The organism is Caulobacter sp. FWC2 (genome assembly GCF_002742625.1).
Taxonomy (GTDB): Bacteria; Pseudomonadota; Alphaproteobacteria; order Caulobacterales; family Caulobacteraceae; genus Caulobacter.
In genome coordinates, this window is the sequence record NZ_PEBF01000001.1 from 1,225,020 (window position 1) to 1,247,674 (window position 22,655).

General features: G+C 67.1%; 23 protein-coding genes and 2 pseudogenes. 20 read left to right on the forward strand and 5 right to left on the reverse strand.

Features of this window, described 5'->3' with window-relative positions; all coding sequences use genetic code 11:
* Window positions 1-90: 90 nt before the first annotated feature.
* Complete coding sequence (ftsW, locus tag CSW62_RS05905; protein WP_099576232.1) at window positions 91-1,263, forward strand: putative lipid II flippase FtsW; 1,173 nt, start codon at window positions 91-93, stop codon at window positions 1,261-1,263.
* A 1-nt stretch (window position 1,264) separates the two neighbouring features.
* Window positions 1,265-2,350, forward strand: a complete 1,086-nt coding sequence (murG, locus tag CSW62_RS05910; protein WP_099576233.1) for an undecaprenyldiphospho-muramoylpentapeptide beta-N-acetylglucosaminyltransferase — start codon at window positions 1,265-1,267, stop codon at window positions 2,348-2,350.
* 39 nt (window positions 2,351-2,389) lie between these two features.
* Here murG and CSW62_RS05915 read toward each other — a convergent pair whose 3' ends face one another.
* The gene (locus tag CSW62_RS05915) at window positions 2,390-2,671 is read right to left on the reverse strand and encodes a hypothetical protein (RefSeq protein WP_099576234.1); all 282 of its coding nucleotides are present in this window, start codon (window positions 2,669-2,671) and stop codon (window positions 2,390-2,392) included.
* 238 nt (window positions 2,672-2,909) lie between these two features.
* Between CSW62_RS05915 and CSW62_RS05920 the strand changes: the two genes are divergently transcribed.
* On the forward strand, window positions 2,910-3,188 hold the full coding sequence (locus tag CSW62_RS05920; RefSeq protein WP_099576235.1) for a hypothetical protein: 279 nt from the start codon (window positions 2,910-2,912) through the stop codon (window positions 3,186-3,188).
* Between the two features lie 24 nt (window positions 3,189-3,212).
* Here CSW62_RS05920 and CSW62_RS05925 read toward each other — a convergent pair whose 3' ends face one another.
* Complete coding sequence (locus CSW62_RS05925) at window positions 3,213-3,722, reverse strand: hypothetical protein (RefSeq protein WP_099576236.1); 510 nt, start codon at window positions 3,720-3,722, stop codon at window positions 3,213-3,215.
* Here CSW62_RS05925 and murC point away from each other — a divergent pair.
* From murC to CSW62_RS05975, 11 genes and pseudogenes are all read left to right on the forward strand, one after another.
* Window positions 3,721-5,139, forward strand: coding sequence for a UDP-N-acetylmuramate--L-alanine ligase (murC, locus tag CSW62_RS05930; protein ID WP_099576237.1), 1,419 nt, complete (start codon window positions 3,721-3,723; stop codon window positions 5,137-5,139). The two genes, CSW62_RS05925 and murC, sit on opposite strands and share 2 nt — an antisense overlap.
* Window positions 5,136-5,411 carry a hypothetical protein gene (locus tag CSW62_RS05935; RefSeq protein WP_099576238.1) on the forward strand — a complete coding sequence of 92 codons (276 nt, stop codon included), beginning with the start codon at window positions 5,136-5,138 and terminating at the stop codon, window positions 5,409-5,411. The genes murC and CSW62_RS05935 overlap by 4 nt, the downstream gene beginning before the upstream one ends.
* Before the next feature lie 10 nt (window positions 5,412-5,421).
* Window positions 5,422-6,324, forward strand: coding sequence for a UDP-N-acetylmuramate dehydrogenase (murB, locus tag CSW62_RS05940; protein ID WP_099576239.1), 903 nt, complete (start codon window positions 5,422-5,424; stop codon window positions 6,322-6,324).
* Window positions 6,325-6,530: 206 nt separating this feature from the next.
* Window positions 6,531-7,988, forward strand: coding sequence for a M28 family peptidase (locus CSW62_RS05945; protein WP_099576240.1), 1,458 nt, complete (start codon window positions 6,531-6,533; stop codon window positions 7,986-7,988).
* Between the two features lie 166 nt (window positions 7,989-8,154).
* Window positions 8,155-9,126 carry a D-alanine--D-alanine ligase gene (locus tag CSW62_RS05950; RefSeq protein WP_099576241.1) on the forward strand — a complete coding sequence of 324 codons (972 nt, stop codon included), beginning with the start codon at window positions 8,155-8,157 and terminating at the stop codon, window positions 9,124-9,126.
* The gene (gene ftsQ, locus CSW62_RS05955; protein WP_099576242.1) at window positions 9,095-10,003 is read left to right on the forward strand and encodes a cell division protein FtsQ; all 909 of its coding nucleotides are present in this window, start codon (window positions 9,095-9,097) and stop codon (window positions 10,001-10,003) included. The genes CSW62_RS05950 and ftsQ overlap by 32 nt, the downstream gene beginning before the upstream one ends.
* 27 nt (window positions 10,004-10,030) lie before the next feature.
* Window positions 10,031-11,356, forward strand: a complete 1,326-nt coding sequence (gene ftsA / locus CSW62_RS05960) for a cell division protein FtsA (protein ID WP_099576243.1) — start codon at window positions 10,031-10,033, stop codon at window positions 11,354-11,356.
* Between the two features lie 273 nt (window positions 11,357-11,629).
* Window positions 11,630-11,696, forward strand: a pseudogene (locus CSW62_RS26540) (hypothetical protein).
* Between the two features lie 35 nt (window positions 11,697-11,731).
* Window positions 11,732-13,264, forward strand: a complete 1,533-nt coding sequence (gene ftsZ, locus CSW62_RS05965; protein WP_099576244.1) for a cell division protein FtsZ — start codon at window positions 11,732-11,734, stop codon at window positions 13,262-13,264.
* Window positions 13,265-13,435: 171 nt separating this feature from the next.
* Window positions 13,436-15,304: a M61 family metallopeptidase gene (locus tag CSW62_RS05970; RefSeq protein WP_099576245.1), complete on the forward strand. Its 1,869-nt coding sequence runs from the start codon at window positions 13,436-13,438 to the stop codon at window positions 15,302-15,304.
* 54 nt (window positions 15,305-15,358) lie between these two features.
* Entirely contained in the window at window positions 15,359-15,697 is a 339-nt protein-coding gene (locus CSW62_RS05975) for a hypothetical protein (protein WP_099576246.1), read from the forward strand.
* Here CSW62_RS05975 and CSW62_RS05980 read toward each other — a convergent pair.
* Both CSW62_RS05980 and CSW62_RS05985 read right to left on the reverse strand, forming a co-directional pair.
* Entirely contained in the window at window positions 15,694-16,590 is an 897-nt protein-coding gene (locus tag CSW62_RS05980; RefSeq protein ID WP_099576247.1) for an SPFH domain-containing protein, read from the reverse strand. The genes CSW62_RS05975 and CSW62_RS05980 overlap by 4 nt on opposite strands.
* Window positions 16,587-16,811, reverse strand: coding sequence for a hypothetical protein (locus CSW62_RS05985; protein WP_099576248.1), 225 nt, complete (start codon window positions 16,809-16,811; stop codon window positions 16,587-16,589). Before CSW62_RS05985 ends, CSW62_RS05980 begins: the two co-directional genes overlap by 4 nt.
* 139 nt (window positions 16,812-16,950) lie before the next feature.
* On the opposite strand from CSW62_RS05985, the gene CSW62_RS05990 reads away from it, so the two are divergent.
* From CSW62_RS05990 to hppD, 3 genes are all read left to right on the forward strand, one after another.
* Entirely contained in the window at window positions 16,951-17,418 is a 468-nt protein-coding gene (locus CSW62_RS05990) for an Lrp/AsnC family transcriptional regulator (protein WP_099576249.1), read from the forward strand.
* 132 nt (window positions 17,419-17,550) lie between these two features.
* The gene (locus CSW62_RS05995) at window positions 17,551-18,738 is read left to right on the forward strand and encodes an amino acid aminotransferase (protein ID WP_099576250.1); all 1,188 of its coding nucleotides are present in this window, start codon (window positions 17,551-17,553) and stop codon (window positions 18,736-18,738) included.
* A complete protein-coding gene (hppD, locus tag CSW62_RS06000; RefSeq protein ID WP_099576251.1) occupies window positions 18,735-19,799 on the forward strand; it encodes a 4-hydroxyphenylpyruvate dioxygenase in 1,065 nt (354 codons plus the stop codon). Before CSW62_RS05995 ends, hppD begins: the two co-directional genes overlap by 4 nt.
* Here the strand turns inward: hppD and CSW62_RS27400 are convergent.
* Window positions 19,783-19,895: pseudogene (locus tag CSW62_RS27400) on the reverse strand (hypothetical protein); the annotation flags it as partial. The gene hppD and the pseudogene CSW62_RS27400 overlap by 17 nt on opposite strands.
* Before the next feature lie 33 nt (window positions 19,896-19,928).
* Here CSW62_RS27400 and hmgA point away from each other — a divergent pair.
* The 3 genes from hmgA to CSW62_RS06015 are packed head-to-tail and all read left to right on the forward strand — an operon-like array spanning window position 19,929 to window position 22,626.
* Entirely contained in the window at window positions 19,929-21,206 is a 1,278-nt protein-coding gene (hmgA, locus tag CSW62_RS06005) for a homogentisate 1,2-dioxygenase (RefSeq protein WP_099576252.1), read from the forward strand.
* Window positions 21,207-21,232: 26 nt separating this feature from the next.
* Entirely contained in the window at window positions 21,233-22,240 is a 1,008-nt protein-coding gene (locus tag CSW62_RS06010; RefSeq protein WP_099576253.1) for a fumarylacetoacetate hydrolase family protein, read from the forward strand.
* Window positions 22,237-22,626 carry a Rieske (2Fe-2S) protein gene (locus CSW62_RS06015; protein WP_099576254.1) on the forward strand — a complete coding sequence of 130 codons (390 nt, stop codon included), beginning with the start codon at window positions 22,237-22,239 and terminating at the stop codon, window positions 22,624-22,626. The genes CSW62_RS06010 and CSW62_RS06015 overlap by 4 nt, the downstream gene beginning before the upstream one ends.
* The last annotated feature ends 29 nt before the right edge of the window (window positions 22,627-22,655 follow it).

Genomic DNA, 22,655 nt, shown 5'->3' on the forward strand with positions numbered 1-22,655 from the left:
CGGCGGCTTGCCCGCGCTTTTTGACGCATGTCCACTGACGTAGAACGGCGCGGCAAGATTTGATTAACCCTGCGGTCCGACTCTCCGGCCATGGCCTCTAACGCGACACACGCCTTCGCCCGCACCGACCGCACCGCGCTCGGCATCTGGTGGTGGACGACCGACAGATGGCTGCTGGGCGCGACGGCCCTGCTGGCCACGCTGGGCATGTTGCTGTCGTTCGCGTCCAGCCCGGCCGCGGCGCAGCGGATCGGCATTGACGACCAGTTCCATTTCGCGATCCGCATGTGCTTCTTCGCCAGCGCCTCGTCGGTGCTGATGCTGATCGTGTCGATGCTGTCGCCCAAGGGGATCCGCCGCACGGCCTTCTTCATCTATATCGGGGCGATCGCGATCATGATCGCCTTGCCGTTCATCGGCCACAACGCCAAGGGCGCGACCCGCTGGCTGCAGTTCGGCGGCTTCACCCTGCAACCCTCCGAGTTCATGAAGCCGGCCCTGATCGTGCTGGTCTCGTGGATGTTCGCCGAGGGCCAGAAGGGCGAGGGGGTGCCGGGCGTCTCGATCGCCTTCCTGCTCTATTTTATCGCCGTCGCCCTGCTGCTGATCCAGCCGGACGTGGGCCAGACCGTGCTGATCACCATCGCCTTCGGGGCGGCCTTCTGGATGGCCGGGGTGCCGATCTCTTGGATCATGGGCCTGGGCGCGGTGGCGCTGGCGGGCCTGGCCTCGACCTACTTCCTGTTCGACCACGTGCACGCCCGGGTGCAGAAGTTCCTCAGCCCCGACCAGGCCGACACCCACCAGATCACCCGCGCCGCCGAGGCCATTCGCGCCGGCGGCTTCTTCGGTCGCGGTCCGGGCGAGGGCGTCATGAAGCGCCACGTGCCCGACCTGCACACCGATTTCATCTATTCGGTGGCGGCCGAGGAATACGGCCTGATCTTCTCGTGGGCCCTGATCGCCATCTTCGCCTTCCTGGTGGTGCGCGGGCTGTACAAGGCCATGAAGCTGAACGACCCGTTCGAGCAGGTCGCGGCCGCCGGTTTGTTCGTGCTGGTGGGGCAACAGGCCATCATCAATATCGCCGTGAACTTGAACATGATCCCGACCAAGGGCATGACGCTTCCGTTCATCAGTTACGGGGGCTCCTCGATGCTCGCGATGGGTTTGACTTTGGGCATGGCCCTGGCCTTGGTGCGCAAGCGCCCCGGCGCCTATGGGGCGAGCGGCGAGTTCGGCCACGACGGCGCTTTCGCCTGAGATGAGCAAGCTGGCTGTCGTCGCCGCCGGAGGAACCGGCGGCCACATGTTCCCCGCCCAGGCGCTCTCTGAAGCCCTGTCGGCGCGCGGCTGGCGTATCGTGCTGGCCACGGACGATCGCGGCGCGCTGTACGCCGACAAGTTCCCCGCCGAAGAGCGGCTGGCGCTGTCGGCCGCCACGGCCAAGTCCAACGATCCGCTGGGTATGATCCGGGCCGGCTTCACGGTCATGCAGGGCGTGCTGGAGGCCCGCGCGGCCTTCAAGCGCCTGGACCCGGCCGTCGTCGTCGGCTTCGGGGGCTATCCCGCCCTGCCGGCCTTGCTGGGCGCGCTGAGCCAGAAGCGCCCGACGGTGATCCACGAGCAGAACGCGGTCCTGGGTCGCGTGAACCGCTTCCTGGCCCCGCGTGTCGACGAGGTCGCCTGCGCCTTTCCGACGCTGCAGATGGCCAAGCCGGCCGTTAACGCACGCGCCCACGTCGTCGGCAATCCTGTGCGCCCGCCGGTGCGCGCGCTCTACGATGTGCCCTATATCGCGCCGGAAGTGCAGCTGCGGATCCTCGTCACCGGCGGCAGCCAGGGGGCGCGCCTGCTGTCCGAACTGATCCCCGAGGCGGTGGCCAAGCTGCCCGAGGATATCCGTGGCCGCCTCAAGGTCTTCCAGCAGGCCCGCGCCGAGAGCATGGAAAGCGCCCGCAAGATCTATCGCAACGCCATGGTCGACTGCGAGGTCGCGCCGTTCTTCCGCGATATGGCGGGCTATCTGCGCCAGGCGCACCTGGTCGTCGGCCGCTCGGGCGCCTCGACCTGCACCGAGCTGGCCGTCGCCGGCCGGCCGTCGATCCTGGTGCCGCTGAAGATCGCCGCCGACGACCACCAGCGCTTCAACGCGCTGCTCTTGGAAGAGGCCGGAGGCGCTGCCGTCTGTCTCGAGGACGAGCTGACCGTCGACGCCATGGCCGGGGCCCTGAACGCCCTGCTCAAGAACCCCGAACGCCTGGCCAAGATGGCGGCCGGCGCCCGCTCGGTGGCCACGCCGAACGCGGCGGAGGAACTGGCGGATCTGGTGGAGCGGACAGCGCGCTAAGCGCGGGCGCCGCAAGCACGCCCGCGCCGCGCTAGAGTGCTACTGGCGCGAGAAGGCCAGCATGTCCTCGGGCTTGATGGCCGTCGGGGCCTTCTTGCCGCTCAGGCCTTCCCACCAGGGGCAGCCGAGGGTCGAGTAGTAGTCGAAGCACTCGCCCCATTCCGGCGTGTTGCGCGGGAACTCCGGGTCACAGTTGTGCCAGGCCCATTCCACGCAGATCGGCGGCCGGGCGGCGGCCGGCGTGACCAGGATCACGCCGTTGGCCAGGGCGGCCGAGGCGACCGCGGCGCAGATGGATTTCCAACGAAGGCTAGACTTCATCTGATGTCCTCCTTCCTCACCATGAGGATGGCGGGAGCATCCGCCCGCGTCGCGTGGCGATTCAATCTCAAGATGTGAAATGGATATTTCTATCCAAGGTTAAGCTTAACATCGCTTCGGCGTTAAGGTGAATCCTGAAATTGTAATGCGTAAAATGCCCTCAAAGATTGATTTGAGCGGCGATGTGGCGGACGGTCGGACCGCGCGCTTTTCGCGCGCTCAAGATGGGAGAGTTTCGATGACCATCCGCATTCGAGCTGTTCTGGCCGGCGCCGCCGCCTTCATCGCCCTGGGCGCTCCGGTCGCCATGGCCGAGGATCCGCTGACCGCCTACACCTACACCTACTACGCCGACGCGGAGAAAACGGTGTACCTGGGAGAGGTCAGCGACCGGGGCTGCGGCCAATCGGGCAGCTACATCTATGTCCTCCGCGCCCAGGTGCCGTCGCCGTATTACGACGCGACGCCGATCTATGTCTGCACGGGCGGTGGCCCTTACCTTCCGCCGGAGTGGTAGGTTCAAAAGGGTCCGGCGCGGAACTCAGGGCTCCGCGCCGGTCTCGATCAGCGGGCGCGCGAGCTTGACGGCCTCCTCGACGCTGCTCGCCACGGGAACCTTCGCGAAGGGCTTCCAGCCGTCGCAGACGACCTTCAGCACGGCCTCGTCGGTTCCCCCGCTGGCGGGGACCCCAGCCGGGCGGCGGTCGCCCATCACCGGACCCTCGCGGCCGGTGGCGCGCAGGCTGGAAAAGCCGGCGTGAGCCAGGGTGCGGGCCGGGCAGTCGATGACCTCGTTACGCCAGCCGCCCCAATAGGCCTCGCCGGCCACTTGGAAGTCGGCCTCGGCCACCTGCAGCACACGGACGTGTACGGCCGAGCCTTCAGGCTGGCGGCTGGTCATGTCCACGAAGCTGGCGAAACGGCCAACATCGGCCAGGCGCAGCTCAAGCGGGGCGGGAGAGGGCGCCTGGGCCAGAACGGGCGCTGTCCACACCATGAGGGCCAGGAGGGCGTTTCCCACCGCGCGGAATTGGTCTAATCGGCTTTTCATGATCCAGCGTCGACGCCCCGTCCCCTTCGAACTCGGCCCCGTGCACTTCATCGGCATCGGCGGCATTGGCATGTCCGGCATCGCCGAGATCATGCTGCGTATCGGCTACACCGTTCAGGGCAGCGACGCCAAGGCCAGCGCCAACACGGAGCGGCTGGAAAAGCTGGGCGCGCGCATTTTCGTCGGCCATGACGCGGCCCACGTCGAGGGCGCCTCGGCCATCGTCTATTCCACGGCGGTCAAGGCGGATAATCCCGAGATGGTCGCCGGCCGCGACAAGCGCCTGCCGCTGGTCCGTCGCGCCGAGATGCTGGCCGAGCTGATGCGCCTGCAGTTCTCGGTCGCCGTCGGCGGCACGCACGGCAAGACGACGACGACCTCGATGGTCGCGGCGCTGCTGGACGCCGGCGGCCTTGATCCCACCGTGGTCAACGGCGGCATCATCAACGCCTACGGCACCAACGCCAAGGTCGGCGAGGGCGACTGGATCGTCGTCGAGGCCGACGAGAGCGACGGCTCGTTCCTGCGCCTGAAGTCGACGGTGGCCATCGTCACCAATATCGACGCCGAGCACCTGGACCACTGGGGCGACTTCGACGCAGTCAAGAAGGGCTTCCAGGACTTCATCCAGAACATCCCGTTCTACGGCTTCGCGGCGGTCTGCATCGACCACCCGGAAGTCCAGGCCCTGACCTCGCGGATCGAGAACCGCCGCCTTGTCACCTACGGGACCAATCCGCAGGCCGAGGTGCGGGTCTCCAACATCGAGATGGGTCCGGAAGGCAGCAAGTTCGACATCCTGATCTCGCCTCTGTCGGGTGACCTGGTCCTCTACGAGGGCCTGAAAATGCCGATGGCCGGCCACCACAACGTGCTGAACGCCACCGCAGCCGTAGCTGTGGCCCGCGAACTCAGCGTGGACGCGGAGTCGATCCGCAAGGGTCTGGCGGGCTTCGGCGGGGTCAAGCGCCGCTTCACCACCACGGGCGTGGCCAACGGCATCCGCGTTGTGGACGACTACGGCCACCACCCGGTCGAGATCGCCGCCGTGCTGAAGGCCGCCCGCGCGGTCTCGACGGGCAAGGTCATCGCCGTGGTCCAACCGCACCGCTACACCCGCCTGCGTGACCTGATGACCGAGTTCAGCAGCTGCTTCAACGACGCCGATACGGTGATCGTCGCCGATGTCTACACGGCCGGCGAGCAGCCGATCGAGGGCGTCGACCGCGACCATCTGGTCGAGGGCCTCAAGAAGTTCGGCCACCGGCGCGCCCTGCCGCTGGAGAGCCCGGCGGCCCTGCCGGCCTTGATCGCGGCCGAGGCGACCAGCGGCGATCTCGTCGTCCTGCTCGGTGCGGGCGACATCACTTCGTGGTCCTACGCCCTGCCGGGGCAGCTGGAAGCGCTGGCCAAGTGAGGATCAACCGCTGGATCGCGACCAAGGCCGCGATTGTCGTCGCGGTGATCGCTTACCTGGCCGGAAGCTGGTGGTTCACCAAGCTGCTGACGACGGAGCGCCCCAAGGCGCCCGACGGTCCGTTCGTCGTGGCGCTGAAGCAGCCCGGCGGCGTCACCTATGTCACGCCCTTCGAGCACGGGGCGCACGTCGGCCTGATCGTCGTCGGCATCCTGCTGGTCTTGGCCTGGTGGATGGTCGAGCACTTTGAGAAACGGTCCAGGACGCGCTAGAGGCTCTCGCATGAGCTGGAAAACCAATCTCCCGACCGTCCGCGGCAAGCTGCTGATCAATGAGCCCCTGGCGCCGTTCACCTGGTTCCGCGTGGGCGGCCCGGCTGACGTGGTGTTCCTGCCGGCCGACGAGCAGGATCTGTCGGACTTCCTGAAGGCCCTGGACCCGGCCGTACCGGTCTTGGCCATCGGCGTGGGCTCGAACCTGTTGGTCCGCGACGGCGGTGTCGAGGGTGTGATCATCCGGCTGGGCAAGGGCTTCAACGGCGTCGAGCCGTTGGGCGACAATCGCATCAAGGCCGGCTCGGCCGTGCCGGACGCCATCCTGGCCCGCAAGGCGGCCGAGGCGGGCATAGCGGGGCTGGAGTTCTACGCCGGAATCCCCGGCACGATTGGCGGCGCGGTGATCATGAACGCCGGCTGCTACGGCTCCGAGACCGTCAATGTCATCAAGTCCGCGCGGGTGATAAACCGCCAGGGCGAGGTCAGCGAAATCTCAGGTGAGGGCTTCGGCTATACCTATCGCCACAGCGACCTGATGGGGGCGGACCTGATCGTGCTGGACGCGATCTACGAAGGGACCGCCGACGAGCCAGAGGCGATCAAGGCCCGCATGGCCGAGATCACCAGCCGCCGCGAGACCACCCAGCCGATCCGCGAGAAGACCGGCGGCTCGACCTTCAAGAACCCGCCGGGCCACTCGTCCTGGAAGCTGGTCGACGAGGCCGGTTGGCGCGGTAAGCCCTTTGGTGGCGCGATGTTCTCGCCGCTGCACAGCAACTTCCTGATCAACACCGGCGAGGCGACCGCCGCCGACCTGGAAGGCCTGGGCGAGGCCGTTCGCGCCGACGTCAAGGAGAAGACCGGCGTGCAGCTGGACTGGGAGATCAAGCGGATCGGGCGCCCGTCCTAGAACCCTTTAGCTTTAGATGGAAACATCTAAAGCGTTCAGAAGGGCTCTAAATGTTTGAATCTAGAGCCTGTTTATCCGGTTTAGATGGTCCCATCTAAACCGGACAGGCTCTAGCGGCGCCCCTCGCCTGTATGACAGTTCGGCGCAATGCTGACTCCCCCTGGCGTGGAGCGGTGCTATGACTCCCGCGCCATTGGGGAGAATCCTTGCTCATGTACCGTCGCTTACTGGCCGCCACCGCAGCGCTCGCCCTGCTTTCGGGCGCCGCCCACGCTGAATCTTCCAAGTCGGCCAAGGCTGCGACCGTCGCGCCGAAGCCCGTCGATCCCGTCGCCACGGCCGAGGCCCTGCGCGACAAGGCCCTGCTGGACCGCACCGCCTGGGACGTCACCGAAGACCTGACCACCACTATCGGTCCGCGCCTCGTCGGCTCGCCAGCCATGGAGCGCGCCAAGGACTGGGGCGTGGCCAAGCTGAAGGCCCTGGGCTTCACCGACGTGAAGGTCGAGCAGTTCGCCAAGTCGTCGTGGACGCGCGGTGAAGAAAGCGCCGAGCTGGTCGGCCCGTATCCGATGAAGCTGTCGATCGTCGGCCTGGGCCGCACGGTCCCGACCCCGCCCGAGGGCATCGAGGCCGACGTCGCCCTGTTCCGCACCTTCGCCGAGCTGATGGCCGCGCCGGAAAGCGCCGTGAAGGGCAAGATCGTCGTCATCACTCAGCCGATGGTCCGCACGCAGGACGCCTCGGGTTACGGCGTGGCCGGCATTTCGCGCCGCGCCGGCCCGACCGAAGCCGCCAAGCGCGGCGCCGTGGCCGTGCTGATCCGCTCGATCTCGACCTCGGACTCGACCGTGCCGCACACCGGCGTCACCGCGTTCGGCGACGGCGTCTCTACCGTGCCGTCCGCCGCCCTGGGCGTGCCGGAGGCCGAGCAGCTGGAGCGCCTGGCCAAGAAAGGCCCGCTGCGCATCAAGCTTAAGCTGGCCTCGACCGTCGATCCTAACGACGTCGCCTGGAACATCTCGGGCGAGATCAAGGGCTCGGAGAAGCCGGACGAAGTCATCGTCATCGGCGGCCACCTGGACAGCTGGGACGTCGGCACGGGCGCTCTGGACGACGCCACGGGCATCGGCATCACCACGGCCGTCGGCAAGCTGATCGGCGACCTGCCCAAGCATCCCAAGCGCACCATCCGCGTCGTGATGTGGGGCTCGGAAGAGAGCGGCGGTTCGTCGGAAGCCTATCTGGCCGCGCATAAGGACGAGGTCGCCAAGATCGTCCTGGCCGGCGAGAGCGACGAGGGCGCGGACAATATCTTCTCGCTGAAGCTGCCGGCCGGCGCTCAGGGCACGCCGTTCGCGACCACGGTCGCCAACGTGCTGATGCCGCTGAAGATCATTGTGGCGCGCGAAGCGGCCCGTGGCGGCGGCGCCGACATCTCGGGCCTGGAGGCCGCCGGCGTGCCGTCGGTCGAGATGCGCCAGGACGCCAACCGCTACTTCGACTACCACCACACCATGGACGACACCCTCAACAAGGTGCGTCCGAACGAGCTGGCGCAGAACGTCGCCGCCTGGGTCAGCCTGATCTACCTGGTGGCCGAGACGGACGTGGACTTCCGCGCCCTGAAGGCCGCTGCGCCTGCCGCGCCGGCGGGGCGGTAAGCGACTGACTCCGCTCTTCCTTCCCCCTTGATGGGGGAAGGGTAGGGATGGGGGTGTTGGCAGGGCCTTTCCGCCTCTCTAGGAAGGGCTTCCAAGGCGTCCGACGCGGCGCCGCACCCCCACCCAACCCTCCCCCATCGAGGGGGAGGGCTCATCGAGCGCCTCCATGACCCAGCCGACTTCCAACGCCCCTTTGGCCGGCCGCCATATCGCCGTCCTGCTCGGCGGCCCTTCTTCGGAACGGCAGGTCAGCCTGGTGTCGGGCCGCGAATGCGCCGATGCGCTGGAGCGGCTGGGCGCCAAGGTCTCGCGGATCGACCCGGGCGCCGACGTCGCCCAGGTGCTGACCGCCACAAAGCCCGACATGGTCTTCAACGCCCTGCATGGCGAATGGGGCGAGGACGGCTGCGTCCAGGGCGTGCTGGAAACCCTGAAGCTGCCCTACACCCACTCGGGCGTGCTGGCCTCCGCTCTGGCGATGGACAAGGCCAAGGCCAAGGCTGTGCTGGCGGCCGCCGGGGTGATCGTTCCGGGTGGCGGCCTCTACAACCGACACGATGTCGCGCGCGACCATGTGTTGCAGCCCCCCTATGTCGTGAAGCCCAATGCCGAGGGTTCGTCGGTCGGCGTCTTCCTGGTGTTCGAGGGCGCGAACCGTCCGCCGGTAGAACTTTCCGCGCCGACCTGGAGTTTCGGCGAGGAAGTGATGGTCGAACCGTACATCCGGGGATTGGAATTGGCCGTCGCGGTGTTGGGCGAGTCAAAAGGTCCCAGGGCGCTGGCGGTAACAGATATCCGTGCATCCACAGGTTTCTACGACTACGAAGCCAAGTACTCCGAGGGCGGTTCAATCCACGTTCTACCGGCCCCAATCCCTGATGGCGTAAGGGATCGCGCCATGCGGATGGCCGAGCTGGCCCATACCGCTCTTGGTTGCCAAGGGGTGACTCGGTCGGACTTCCGTTATGACGACATTAACGACCTTCTGGTCCTTCTAGAGGTCAACACGCAGCCCGGCATGACGCCGACCTCGCTCGCTCCCGAGCAGGCCGCCCACGTCGGGATCCCGTTTGACCAGTTAGTTCTATGGATCGTGGAGGACGCTTATGCCCGCTGTAGTGCGGGGGGGACCGCCTAAGCCTAGGCGACCCCGGGCCGAAGCGCCCGCAAGTCCGAGCAAAGGCAAGCCGGCGCCCCGGGGGGCGCAGCCGGCCGCGAAGTTGCATGCCGCAAAGGGCGTGGGTTTGTCGCCCACGGTGGCCCTGAGCGTGGCGGGCGCGGCCTTGGGTCTCGGTCTTGTAATCATGCTGGCGACCGGCCATCGGGCCGAGCGCATCGGCGTGTCCATGGTTCATGGCGTCGACAACAGCTTCGCCTCGGCGGGCTTCAAGCTGAAGACGGTTCACATCCGCGGCGCCTCGGCGACCGCGCAAGGCGATATTCTGGCGGCCTCTGGCCTCTACCTGAACCAGCCGACGCTGGGCATGGACCTGAACGATGTCCGCGCGCGGGTGCAGGGCGTCGGTTGGGTCAAGGACGCCAAGGTCGTGCGCATGCTGCCCGACACCGTGCTGATCGCGGTGGAAGAGCGGCCGGCGCTCGCCGTCTGGCAGAACCAGGGCCGGATGAAGGTGATCGACGGCGAAGGCCGGGTAATCAGCGAGGCTGATCCGGCCCGCTTCCCCGGCTTGCCGCTGGTGGTGGGGCAGGGCGCTGACCAGGCGGCCGGCCTGATCCTGCCGGCCGTGGCCTCGCGGCCGCGCCTGCGGGATCGTCTCGAAGCGCTCGTGCGCGTCGACGATCGCCGCTGGGACTTGAGACTGAAGGACGGTTCGCTAATCCAGCTGCCGGCCATTGACGAAGAATCCGCGCTGATTCAATTGGATCAGCTCGACCAACGACAGCGAATCCTCGACATGGGTTTTGCGCGGATCGATCTGCGCGACCCCGAAATGGTGGCTGTGAGACCTCGCGACGCGGCGCTGCCTGGGCAGCCCGTGGCCGGCGGGGCATAACGAGTTTTGACTGAGGTGACGATAGCGATGTCGCGATTGGAGGAACGGAAGCAAGCTCGCGAGGGCCTGAAGGCCACGCTCGTGCGCCAGCCCGCCATCGCGGCCGTCGACCTGGGCGCGTCCAAGGTCACGTGCTTCATCATGAAGGCCGACGGCGTTCACCGCGACAACCGCACCCTGACGACCGCCGGTGTCGGCTACGTCCAGTCGCGCGGCGTGCGCGGCGGTGCGATCGTCAATCTGGACGAGGCCGCCCAGGCCATCGCCCAGGCCGTCGAGCGTGCGGAGACGGTGGCCGGCGTCAACGTCCAGGGCGTGTCGGTCTGCACAGCCGGCGGCCAGCTGGCGTCCAACCGCGTCCACACCCAGGTTTCGCTGGGCGCCCGTCCGATCGGCGACGGCGACCTGTCGCGCGCCATTTCCGCGGCCCTGGCCCAGGTCCGAATTCCGGGTCGCAAGCCGATCCACCTGCTGCCGATCGCCTGGTCGGTCGACGGTCAACGCGGCATCCGCGATCCGCGCGCCATGTTCGGCCGCTCGCTGGGCCTGGAGCTGCTAGTGGTCTCGGTCAACGAGAACATCTTCCACACCCTGGCCCACTGCGTCGAACGCGCTCACCTGTCCTTCGAAGGCGTGGTCGCCGCGCCGTTCGCCTCGGCCCTGGCGGCCCTGGAAGAGGACGAGATGGATCTGGGCGCGGTCTGCATCGACATGGGCGGCGGCTCGACCTCGGTCGCCGTGTTCAACAATGGCGCGCTCTGCCACGTCGACAGCCTGGCTGTCGGCGGCGCGCACGTCACCCAGGACATCGCGCGCGGCCTGCAGACCTCGGTGGTCGGCGCCGAGCGCATCAAGACCCTGCACGGATCGGCGATCGCCTCGGCCAACGAAGACCGCGAGATGATCGAGGCCCCGCCGCGCGGCGACGATCCGGGCGCCGGTCCGGTGATCGCGCCGCGTTCGCTGCTCAAGGGCATCATCCAGCCGCGCGTCGAAGAGACGCTGGAACTGCTGCGCGAGCGCTTGAAGGCCTCGGGCGCGCCGGTCGAGCCGGGCGCGGGCATCGTCCTGACGGGCGGCGCCAGCCAACTGGCCGGCGTCCGCGAAGTCGCCGTGCGCGTGTTCGATCGTCCGGTTCGCCTGGGCCGCCCGCGCCGGGTGCCGCACCTGGCCGACGCCGCCTCGGGCCCCGCCTTCTGCGCCGCCGCCGGCACCTTGCACCGCACCGCCTTCGGCCCGCGCGAAGCGGTTTCTAGCAAGGCCTTGGCCGGCAACGTGTCGCGCAAGCGTCCTCTGGATCCGAACGCCAGCCCGATGGCCAAGGCCGCCGCCTGGCTGAGGGACAACCTCTAAAACGCCGCCCGTTCGGCGCTCGAAGTTAAAGCGTGAGTAACTCTACAGTTTAACACCTTGGGCCCGGTCGATTGTCTCGACCGGGCCTTTTGCTGCCCGAGTCAGCCTATAGTCACCGGAATTGGCGTTCAGCGGCGTTCGGTCGCACGCGCCTGTGGATCCCCAGCGGAACCCTTGGTTCGCCAGGAGATTCTGTTGATAGACCACAATTTATCCCACGGTCGCGCTCGACCAGATCACGACTCAGATTATGCAGTTAACTGCCGATTAACGATGGTGGTTGTTCTGTTAACACGATCGTCGAGGCAATCCTGGGCGATCGGGTGTCGCCGAGGTCTAGTTCGACGATTTCGGCGTTAAGGACGCGAGGGTCCCATGGCTATTTCTCTTTCCGCGCCGCGTACGACTGAGCTGAAGCCACGTATCGTGGTGTTCGGCGTCGGCGGCGCTGGCGGCAACGCTGTGAACAACATGATCGAGGCTGGCCTCGAAGGTGTTGAATTCGTGGTGGCCAACACCGACGCGCAGCAGCTGCAGTTCGCCAAAACGGACCGCCGCATCCAGCTGGGCGTGCAGATCACGCAGGGCCTTGGCGCTGGCGCACATCCTGAAGTCGGCATGAGCGCCGCTGAAGAGAGCTTCCCGGAAATCGGCGAGCACCTCGACGGCGCCCACATGGTCTTCATCACTGCCGGCATGGGCGGCGGCACCGGCACCGGCGCGGCCCCGATCATCGCCAAGTGCGCCCGTGAGCGCGGCATCCTGACCGTTGGCGTCGTGACCAAGCCCTTCCACTTCGAAGGTCGTCACCGCATGCGCCTGGCCGACAGCGGCATCCAGGAGCTGCAGCGCTACGTCGATACCCTGATCGTCATTCCGAACCAGAACCTGTTCCGCGTCGCCAACGAGCGCACGACCTTCGCCGAAGCCTTCGGCATGGCCGACCAGGTTCTGCACTCCGGCGTCCGCTCGATCACCGACCTGATGGTGCTGCCGGGCCTGATCAACCTCGACTTCGCCGACGTCCGCACGGTCATGACCGAGATGGGCAAGGCGATGATGGGCACCGGCGAGGGCGCCGGCGAAGACCGCGCCCTGATGGCCGCTCAGAACGCCATCGCCAACCCGCTGCTGGACGAAGTCTCGCTGAAGGGCGCCAAGGCCGTGCTGGTCAACGTGACCGGCGGCATGGACATGACTCTGCTGGAAGTCGATGAGGCCGCCAACGCGATCTCGGACCAGGTCGATCCGGAAGCCAACATCATCTTCGGCGCGGCCTTCGATCCGTCGCTGGAAGGCGTGATCCGCGTGTCGGTGGTCGCCACCGGCATGGACGGCGCCTCGATCGCCCAGATTGAGCCCAAGCCCGTCACCCGCAACACCACGACCCAGCCGCTGATCGCCGACACTGCGCGCGCCCCGGCGCCGCAACCGGAACCGGCCCGTCCGACCGCCCGCTACGAAGCTGCTCGCCCGGTCGAGCGCCCATCGTCTGCCTTCGCGCCCGAGCCCGCCCAGGAGCCCGAGGTCGTCATGTCCGCGCCTCAGGAAGCGGAAGCCGAGCTCTATTACGACGAACCCCGTGTAGCTGAAGAACCGCGTATTTCCGCGCCTGCGGCCCGGGTGACCCGCATCGTTGACCCGATGGTCGATGAGGTCGCCGAAGAGCCGCTGTTCCCGGAGAGCAACTACTACGAAGAACGTCGCCCCCAGAAGCAGGGCGGCGGGTTCTTCTCGATGTTCGGCGGTGGCCGTCAGCGCTACGAGCAGCAGGCTTCGTCGGCTCCGCAGCCGCAGGCCCGCTCGGCCCAGAGCGCCCGTCCGCAGCTGCAGCCGATCGAGGCCCCGCAGACCGACGACGGCGAGGATCTGGAAATTCCGTCGTTCCTGCGTCGCCTGGCCAACTGAAAGGAAGACCCCAAGCGGGATCCTTCCAAACGGCCCAAGTGACCTGAAACGCACTCGAAACGCCCTGGGAGAAATCCCGGGGCGTTTTGCTTTGCGGGCTTGCTTGCGACTCCAGGTCCGCTTGGCCAGAGTGCCGCCTTCGATCGCGACGTTCGCGACGGGGGAGAGCGCATGCGGAAGTTCCTTTACGGCCTGTCGGGCCTGGCGTTGTTGGCGGCCTCGGCTTCGGCCGCTCCGGCGGCGGACAAGGATCCGGGCGCCAATGCGCCGGTGCAGTACGAGGTCTCGTTCGAGAACGCCCGCCACCACGAGGCCCAGGTCGTCGCCACCTTCCGCAACGTGCCCAAAGGCCCGCTGAAAGTGCGCATGTCGCGCTCGTCGCCGGGCCGCTACGCTATCCACGAGTTCGCCAAGAACGTCTACCAGGTCAGCGCCGTCGACGGCGCGGGCAAGCCGCTGAAGCTTGAACGCAGCGAGCCCTACGGCTGGACCGTGGCCGGTCACGACGGCACGGTTAAGGTGACCTATACGCTCTATGCTGACCGCGGCGACGGCACCTATTCACAGGTCGACACGACCCATGCGCACCTGAACATGCCCGCCACCTTCCTGTGGGCCCAGGGCTATGACGACAAGGCGATCCGCGTGCGTTTCAAGCGCGCCGATCCTAACTGGAAGATCGCCACCCAGCTGCCCGCCGTCGCCGGTGAAGCTGATGCGTTCTGGGCCCCGAGCCTGCAGTACTTCATGGACAGCCCGACCGAGATCAGCGCCCTGACGGTGCGCGAGTGGCAGGTGACCGACAGCGGCCGCACCTACACCTTCCGCCTGGCGCTGCATAATCCGGGCACGGACGAGGACGCCGACAAGTTCGTCGAGAAGCTGAGGGCCATCGTGCCCCAGCACATCAAGGTGTTCGGCGAACTGCCGAAATTCGACCACGGCGAGTACACCTTCATCGCCGACTACATGCCGCAGATCACTGGCGACGGCATGGAGCACCGCAACTCGACCTTCATCAGCCAGCCGCGCTCGCTGTTCCGGGGCAATTTCAGCCAACTGGGCACGGCCAGCCACGAGTTCTTCCACGCCTGGAATGTTGAGCGCATCCGCCCGGCCGAGCTGGAGCCGTTCGACTTCACCAGGGCCAACCCGACCCCGTCGCTGTGGCTGGCCGAGGGCTTCACCCAGTACTACGGCCCGCTGCTGATCCGCCGCGCCGGCCAGTCGACGGTGGACGAGTTCCTCACCGGCCTGTCGGGCACGTTGAATGGCGTGGTTACGGGTCCGGGACGCCTCTACGGTTCGCCGCAGGAGATGAGCCTGCGCGCGCCGTTCGTCGACGCCGCCGCCGCGCTGGACCCGACCAACCCGAACATCTTCACCTCGTACTATCCGTACGGGGCGGTGATCGGCCTGGCGCTTGATCTGCAACTGCGCGGGCGCGAAAAGCCACTCAGCCTGGACGACTTCATGAAGCAGATGTGGCGCACGCACGGCGTCACCGAGAAGGCCTACAAGCCCGCCGACGCCCGCGCGGCCCTGGCCAGGACGACCGGCGACGAGGCCTTCGCCGACGGGTTCTTCAAGGCCAGCATCGAGGGCTCGGCCCTGCCGGATTTCGCCCCATTGCTGGATCAAGCCGGCCTGAAACTTCGCCCGAAATCGCCGAAGAAGGCCTGGCTGGGCGCGTCGCGCGTCAAGGTCAGCGGGAGCGACGTGATCCTCGACGCCCCGCCGGCGCCGAACAGCCCGCTCTACGCCGCCGGCGTCGAGGTCGGCGATCGGATCGTCAGCATTGGCCGCTTCGAGTTCGCCAATGAAGGCGACTGGACCGACGCCCTGGACCGCCTGAAGCCCGACGAGGCTGCCACGGTGAAGTTCATTCAGCGCGGCCAGACCCGTGAGGCCTCGCTCAAGGTCGCCGCTGACCCGACCCTGGAAGTCGTCCGCTACGAAAAGGCCGACCTGAAGCCGACAGAGGCGCAGCTGGCCTTCCGCAAGGCGTGGCTGGGCGAGGATACGCCCAGCGCCAAATAGGAACCAAAGCCTAAGCTCACACGCTCGCCTCCAGGAACAATCCTGGAGGCGGCCATGAGCTTTGTGATGCGTGCGACAACGGTCCTGATGCTGACTGTCGCGGTCAGCGGCTGCGCGATGGGCGGCCGGATGGCCAGCGGCGGACCCAGCAGCGACGAGCGGATGTTCGCCACCACCTTCGCCTCGTGCCGCGATCAGGTGCGGGCCGGCAAGACCGACAACTTCAAGATCTCGTCGGCTTCGCCCGCCGCCCAGGCCACGCCCGGCGGCGACACTGGCCTTCGCTTGAAGGCGCCCTATGACCGCGCCAAGGGCAAATATCGCCACGGCCGAAACGCCGCGATCGAGGCGGCGACCGACCGCTGCCTGGCGGCGAATGGCTACAAAATCTAGTCGATCTTCACGAACGGCGTCGAGCCGCCGGTGACCTTCGGCAGCTCGCCGTTCCACTTCTCGATGGCCAGCTGCTGCAGGACCTGCGGGTTGGCGCGCAGGGCTTCGCCCTTGATACGGATCGACTCGGCCTCGCCGCGCGCGCGGGCGATGGCGGCGTTGGCCAGGGCGGTTTCCTTGGCTTCCAGCGCCTTGGCGGCCAAGGCTTCCTGCTCCAGCTGGGTCTTGGCCTGCATCTGCTGGATGATGGCGGCCGGGTAGCGGATGGAGCCGATCCAGTCGAGCTGCGAGACCGTCACGCCATGCCGCGCCCACTTGGTGGCCACGCGGGCATAGGCGCGCTGGATCACCTGTTGGCGACCGCCGCTGTACAGCGTCTCGACCCCGACCTTCTCGGCCTCGGCGGCGACGGCCGAGCGGACATCATTGCGGATCGGCCCATCCAGCAACTGGTCGAACGACAGGCGGTAGGTCTGATAGAGGTTCGGGGCCGAGGCAGGATTGACCTGCAAGGTCACCGAGATGTCGGCCGTCATCGGCAGGCCGGTATTGTCCGAGAAGGTGATCTCCTCGTTCTCGTTGCCGCGCTCGTCCTTCTCGCGGGTGTAGCTGTAGGTGCGCTGGATCACCGGGTACTGGATGATCCGCTCGCCGATCCCGCGGAAATACCAGCGGGCGGGCAGGGGCTCGGGCGCGACGCCAGCCGACGAGCCCAGGGTGCGGATCTTCACCCCGACATTGCCCGGCTCGACCGTCGTGCTGTGCGACAGCACGCTGCACGAGCCCAGCAGCAGGATCAGCACCGCGACGACGCCAAGCAGGATCATCTGACCCTGCTTTTGGAACGGCGCCTTCAGCTTGCGCGAGGGCGAGGCGAACGGACTGTCGGTCATTCGGGATCCTTGGGCGATGTCGTCATGGTCTTGGAAAGGTCGCGGAGCAGAAGCCGGGCCAGCCAGCCCAGCGCCAGGACGCCCATGGCGAAGGCGGCTGGCGCGGCGATCAGACCAAGGTCCGTGCCGGAGCCCCACAGCGGTCCGACGACCACCCGCATCAGCACGATGGCCAGGAACATCCAGCCGACCAGATAGGCGGCGGCCTTGGCGTAGATCACGGCGGCCCTCCCTCGGCGATCTTCGTCTCGCCCCATGGTAGAGCCTCAACCGGCGCCGCTGGCAAGGCTCGTCTCCTCTCGGACCGGAAAGCGCGCTAGACTGTCACGATCTGCCAACGCCTAGCCTGAACCGGTCACGATGAAGCTCACCCGCGCCGATCGGAAGATTCTCCAGATCCTGCAGGAGGACGGCAAGATCTCGAACGTCGACCTGGCCGAGCGAGTGGGGCTGTCGCCCAGCCCGTGCCTGCGCCGGGTCAAGCAACTGGAGGCGTCGGGCCTGATCAGCGGCTATGTCGCCCTGTTGGACCGGCGCAAGGCCAAGCTGGACGTCCTGGCCTATGTCGAGGTGCAGGTGAACCACGTCGAGGGCGCGGCCGAGGCGTTCCAGCAGGCCGTGCTGCGCCAGCCAGAGGTGGTCAGTTGCCACGTGATGACCGGCAGCTTCGACTACCTGCTCAAGGTGGCCGTGCCCAACCTCGACGCCTATGCCGACTTCACCATGAAGCGCCTGCTGAAGATGCCCTCGGTCAAGGACATCCGCTCGTCGTTCGTGCTGGATACGATCAAGGATTCCACCGCCCTGCCGCTGGACTATCTTGAGTGATCATAATCGGCCGCGTTTGATCCAGATTATTGGCATGATGTGACCATAGCGGTACTTATGATGGTCATCATTGCCACGTTCTGACTTCAGGTTCGCGATAAACTGCCTTCCGACATCCATCCGGAATGCGCCATGACCTCCTCCGTGTTCACCGGCCTGACGCCCCAGGCGCCGGACTCCCTGCTGTCGCTGATCGGCCTTTATCGCCGCGATCCGCGCCCTGGGAAGATCGACCTCGGCGTGGGCGTGTTCCGCGATGACCACGGCGCAACGCCGGTGCTGGAGGCCGTCAAGGCCGCTGAGCAGATCCTGCTGAACACGCAGACCACCAAGTCGTATCTCGGTCCGGAGGGCGACATCGGCTTCCTGGATCTACTGAAGCCGATCATCTTCGGCGACGCGGTTTCCCACGAGATGTTCGGCGTCCAGACGCCCGGCGGCACCGGCGCGGTCCGCCTGGCCTGCGAGCTGCTGAAGGCCGCCAAGCCGGACATCCGGATGTTCATCGGCGCGGCGACCTGGCCCAACCACACCCAGATCCTGGACCAGCTGGGCATCGAGACCGTCACCTTCCGCCACTACGACCAGCGCGCCCAGCGCATCGGCTTCGACGACATGATGGCGGCGCTGGAGACGGCGCGGGCCGGCGACGCGGTGCTGCTGCACGCCTGCTGCCACAACCCGTCGGGCGCCGACTACAGCCTGGAGCAATGGGCGGCGATCGCCGACGTGGTAGCGCGCAAGGGGATCGTTCCGCTGATCGACCTGGCCTATCAGGGCCTGGGCCTGGGGCTTGAGGAAGACGCGGCGGGCATGCGCCTGGTGCTGGCGGCGGCCGAGGACGGCCTGCTGGCCTATTCCTGCGACAAGAATTTCGGCCTCTACCGCGAGCGGGTCGGGGCGCTCTACACCCTTACCCGCGATGCGGCGACGCTCGATCTGGCCGCCAGCAATATCCGGGCCCTGGCGCGCACCAACTGGTCCATGCCGCCGGATCACGGCGCGGCCGTGGTGCGTATCATCCTGGAATCCGAAGCGCTCACGACGCTCTGGAAGTCCGAACTGGATGCCATGCGCTTGCGCGTGGCCGACCTGCGTCAGCGCCTGGCGACGGCGGTTCCGCTGCTGGCGCCGCTGGCCGGACAGCACGGCCTGTTCGCGCTGCTGCCGCTTTCGCCGACCCAGGTCACGACACTGCGCGACGACCACGCAATCTACATGGCAGGCTCCGGCCGCATCAATCTGGCCGGCCTGACCGTTGACACCATCGACACATTCGCGCGGGCGCTGAACGCCTGCCTGCAGGGAGAGCCGGCATGACCCAAGTCACTCAAGAGAACCCCCTGGGCCTCGACGGCTTCGTCTTCGTCGAGTTCACCAGCCCCGAACCCGCCGCCATGAAGGCTCTGTTCGAGCAGATGGGCTTCGTCGCCGCTTCGACCCATCCGACCAAGGCCGTGACCCGCTACAAGCAAGGTAGAATAAGCCTGCTGGTCAATGACGAGGCGACCGGCCAGGTGGCCGAGTTCCGCGCCGCCCACGGCCCCTCGGCCAACGGCATGGCGTTTGGCGTCGCCGACGTCGAGCAGGCCTATGCCGAGGCCCTGAAGCGCGGCGCCGTGGCGGCCGACGCCTCGGCCACCGTGCTGGGCGAGGGGGCGCGGGTGCTGGAAGGCATCGGCGGCTCGATGCTGTATCTGGTGGAGGGCGCGGACGCGGTGTTCGCCAGCTGGACCCCGGTGGCCGGCGCGGCCGAGGCCGAGGCGGCCAACAATGTCGGCCTCGACCTGCTCGACCACCTGACCCACAACGTCAAGCGCGGCCAGATGCGCACCTGGTCGACCTTCTATCGCGACGTCTTCGGCTTCGAGGAGCAGAAGTATTTCGACATCAAGGGCCAGGCCACGGGCCTGTTCAGCCAGGCGATGATCGCGCCCGACAAGGCCATTCGCATCCCGCTGAACGAGAGCCAGGACGACAAGAGCCAGATCGAGGAATTCATCCGCCAGTACAACGGCGAAGGCATCCAGCACCTGGCCCTGACCACGGTCAATATCTACGACACCGTCGAGCGCCTGCGCGCCCGGGGCGTGAAGCTGCAGGACACCATCGAGACCTACTACGAGCTGGTCGACAAGCGCGTCCCGGGTCACGGCGAGGACCTGGAGCGCTTGAAGAAGAACCGCATCTTGCTGGACGGCAATGTTGGCGAGGAAGGCCTGCTGCTGCAGATCTTTACCGAGAACCTGTTCGGCCCGATCTTCTTCGAGATCATCCAGCGCAAGGGCAACCAGGGCTTCGGCAACGGCAACTTCCAGGCCCTGTTCGAGAGCATCGAGCTGGACCAGATCCGCCGGGGGGTGATCACGGTCGAGGCTTGAGGGGCCACACCTCGTCCTTCGACAAGCTCAGGATGAGGTGTTTACTGCCAACGTTGAAGTCACCCTCACCCTGAGCTTGTCGAAGGGCGAGGGCGGTCCCTCTCACGTCGAACGATCCAGGATCCAACCATGGACCTCCGTTACCAAACCGGCTTTGGCGCCCACTTCGCCACCGAGGCCGTGGCCGGCGCACTGCCGGTGGGCCAGAATTCTCCGCAGCGCGTGCCATTCGGCCTCTATGCCGAGCAACTGTCCGGCACGGCCTTCACCGCGCCGCGCCACGAGAACAGGCGCAGCTGGCTCTACCGCCTGCGCCCCAGCGCCGGGCACGGCCCGTACCAGCCCTACACCCAAGACAAGCTGGTCTCGGCGTTCCACGGCCCGGTGACGCCCAACCGCCTGCGCTGGAACCCGCTGGAGATCCCGGCCACGCCGAGCGACTTCGTCGACGGCCTCGTCAGCCTGGCGGGCAACGCCGACGCGGCGACGCTCAATGGGATCGGGGTGCACCTCTATCTCGCCAATACGTCGATGAAGAACCGCGTGTTCTACGACGCCGACGCTGAACTGCTGCTCGTGCCGCAGCAGGGCGTGCTGACCCTGGTCACCGAGCTGGGCGTGCTGACGGTGGGACCGGGCCATATCGCGGTGATCCCGCGCGGCGTGCGGTTCCGGGTCGAGGTCGACGGCCCCTCGCGCGGCTATGTCTGCGAGAACTACGGCGCGGCCTTCAAGCTGCCGGACCTGGGGCCGATCGGCTCCAACGGCCTGGCCAATCCGCGCGACTTCGAGACGCCCGTGGCGGCCTTCGAGGACGTGGACGAGCCCACCCTGGTGATCCAGAAGTTCCAGGGATCGCTGTGGGCCGCCGAGTGGGACCACAGTCCGCTGGACGTCGTGGCCTGGCACGGCAATCTCGCGCCCTACCGCTACGACCTGTCGCGCTTCAACACGATCAACACGGTCAGCTTCGACCATCCCGATCCGTCGATCTTCACGGTCCTGACCTCGCCCAGCGATACGCCGGGGACGGCCAATTGCGACTTCGTGATCTTCCCGCCGCGCTGGATGGTGGCCGAGCACACCTTCCGCCCGCCGTGGTTCCACCGCAACGTGATGAGCGAGTTCATGGGCCTGGTCCACGGCGCCTATGACGCCAAGGAGGGGGGCTTCTCGCCTGGCGGTTCGTCCTTGCACAACTGCATGAGCGATCACGGTCCCGACGTCGCCAGCCACCGCAAGGCGACAGAGGCCGAGCTGGGTCCCCACAAGATCGACGGGACCATGGCCTTCATGTTCGAAAGCCGCTGGGTGATCCGGCCGACGAAGTTCGCTCTGGAGACTTCCGCGCTTCAGGGTGACTATGACGCGTGCTGGACGGGCTTTCCCAAAGCTCGCCTGCCTTAACAAGAACGAGAATAGAGGAAGCGCCCATGAAGCTCGCGTCTCTCAAGGGCGGCCGTGACGGCCGGCTTGTGGTGGTCTCCAACGACCTGGCCTGGTTCACGGACGCCGGGACCATCGCGCCGACCCTGCAGGCCGCGCTGGACGACTGGGAGCGCTGCGGGCCGATGTTGCAGGGGCTGGCCGACAGCCTCGAGCACGGTTCGGTGCCGAAGGAACGATTCCACGAGCACGACGCGCTGAGCCCGCTGCCGCGCGCGTTCCAGTGGGTCGACGGCTCGGCCTATGTGAACCACGTGCAACTGGTGCGGCAGGCCCGCGGCGCGGAGATGCCCGAGACCTTCTGGACCGACCCCCTGATGTATCAGGGCGCGTCGGACGGTTTCCTGGCCCCGCGCGACACGATCCCGCTGGCCGACGCCTCCTGGGGCTGCGACCTGGAGGGCGAGATCGCGGTGATCGTCGATGACGTGCCGCTGGGCGCGACCCGCGAGGAGGCCCTGGCGGCCATTCGCCTTGTCATGCTCTGCAACGATGTCTCTCTGCGCAACCTGATCCCGGGCGAGCTGGCCAAGGGCTTCGGCTTCGTGCAGTCCAAGCCCGCCAGCGCCTTTTCGCCGGTGGCGGTGACGCCGGCCCTGCTGGGCGACGCGTGGAAGGATGGCAAGCTGCACGGCGCCCTGCTGGTGTCGCTGAACGGTGAAGACTTCGGAGCGGCCGACGTCGGCGTCGACATGACCTTCGACTTCGGGACCTTGGTCGCCCACGCGGCCAAGACCCGGTCCTTGAGCGCCGGCACCATCGTCGGCTCGGGCACGGTCTCCAACCGTGGCGAGGACGGCGGCCCCGGCAAGCCGATCAGCGAAGGTGGCGTCGGCTATTCCTGCCTGGCCGAACTGCGCACGGTCGAGACCATCCTGACCGGCGCGGCCAAGACGCCGTTCCTGCTGGGCGACGACACCATCCGCATCGAGATGAAGGACGCCAAGGGTCACTCGATCTTCGGCGCCATCGAGCAGACGGTGGAGCGGGTTTGAGTCCAGAACTACCCGAAGAAGACGTCGCCACTTTAGGCCGGATCTGGGAAACGCGGGCCGGGATCAATCTCGGCCCGCTGGACCTGATCGCCGATGGCAAGGCGCGAAACTACGTTCTCCAGATCGGCGCGGCGCGCTTCCACGGCTTCGTGGTGCGCCGGGGCGAGGCGGTGTTCGGCTATGTCGACCGCTGCCCGCACGCCGGCCTGCCGCTGGCCCAGGAACTGGACCGCTACCTGACCCCGGACGGCGACCTGATCCTGTGCTCCTGGCACGGGGCGATGTTTACGGTCGAAGAGGGGGCCTGCGTCGGCGGACCCTGCGTCGGGGCGAAGCTTACGCCCTGGCCAGTCGAGGCGAGGGATGGCCGGATCATCACGGCCTGAGGGTTAACTCTGTTTGGTCAGGTCCGCTT

What these genes read in the sequence shown, in the direction of transcription:
- ftsW (WP_099576232.1), top strand. Translation starts at nt 91, where the DNA reads ATGGCCTCTAACGCGACACACGCCTTCGCCCGCACCGACCGCACCGCG.
- murG (WP_099576233.1), top strand. Translation starts at nt 1,265, where the DNA reads ATGAGCAAGCTGGCTGTCGTCGCCGCCGGAGGAACCGGCGGCCACATG.
- CSW62_RS05915 (WP_099576234.1), bottom strand. Translation starts at nt 2,671, where the DNA reads ATGAAGTCTAGCCTTCGTTGGAAATCCATCTGCGCCGCGGTCGCCTCG.
- CSW62_RS05920 (WP_099576235.1), top strand. Translation starts at nt 2,910, where the DNA reads ATGACCATCCGCATTCGAGCTGTTCTGGCCGGCGCCGCCGCCTTCATC.
- murC (WP_099576237.1), top strand. Translation starts at nt 3,721, where the DNA reads ATGATCCAGCGTCGACGCCCCGTCCCCTTCGAACTCGGCCCCGTGCAC.
- CSW62_RS05925 (WP_099576236.1), bottom strand. Translation starts at nt 3,722, where the DNA reads ATGAAAAGCCGATTAGACCAATTCCGCGCGGTGGGAAACGCCCTCCTG.
- murB (WP_099576239.1), top strand. Translation starts at nt 5,422, where the DNA reads ATGAGCTGGAAAACCAATCTCCCGACCGTCCGCGGCAAGCTGCTGATC.
- CSW62_RS05950 (WP_099576241.1), top strand. Translation starts at nt 8,155, where the DNA reads ATGACCCAGCCGACTTCCAACGCCCCTTTGGCCGGCCGCCATATCGCC.
- ftsQ (WP_099576242.1), top strand. Translation starts at nt 9,095, where the DNA reads ATGCCCGCTGTAGTGCGGGGGGGACCGCCTAAGCCTAGGCGACCCCGG.
- ftsA (WP_099576243.1), top strand. Translation starts at nt 10,031, where the DNA reads ATGTCGCGATTGGAGGAACGGAAGCAAGCTCGCGAGGGCCTGAAGGCC.
- ftsZ (WP_099576244.1), top strand. Translation starts at nt 11,732, where the DNA reads ATGGCTATTTCTCTTTCCGCGCCGCGTACGACTGAGCTGAAGCCACGT.
- CSW62_RS05970 (WP_099576245.1), top strand. Translation starts at nt 13,436, where the DNA reads ATGCGGAAGTTCCTTTACGGCCTGTCGGGCCTGGCGTTGTTGGCGGCC.
- CSW62_RS05975 (WP_099576246.1), top strand. Translation starts at nt 15,359, where the DNA reads ATGAGCTTTGTGATGCGTGCGACAACGGTCCTGATGCTGACTGTCGCG.
- CSW62_RS05980 (WP_099576247.1), bottom strand. Translation starts at nt 16,590, where the DNA reads ATGACCGACAGTCCGTTCGCCTCGCCCTCGCGCAAGCTGAAGGCGCCG.
- CSW62_RS05990 (WP_099576249.1), top strand. Translation starts at nt 16,951, where the DNA reads ATGAAGCTCACCCGCGCCGATCGGAAGATTCTCCAGATCCTGCAGGAG.
- CSW62_RS05995 (WP_099576250.1), top strand. Translation starts at nt 17,551, where the DNA reads ATGACCTCCTCCGTGTTCACCGGCCTGACGCCCCAGGCGCCGGACTCC.
- hppD (WP_099576251.1), top strand. Translation starts at nt 18,735, where the DNA reads ATGACCCAAGTCACTCAAGAGAACCCCCTGGGCCTCGACGGCTTCGTC.
- hmgA (WP_099576252.1), top strand. Translation starts at nt 19,929, where the DNA reads ATGGACCTCCGTTACCAAACCGGCTTTGGCGCCCACTTCGCCACCGAG.
- CSW62_RS06010 (WP_099576253.1), top strand. Translation starts at nt 21,233, where the DNA reads ATGAAGCTCGCGTCTCTCAAGGGCGGCCGTGACGGCCGGCTTGTGGTG.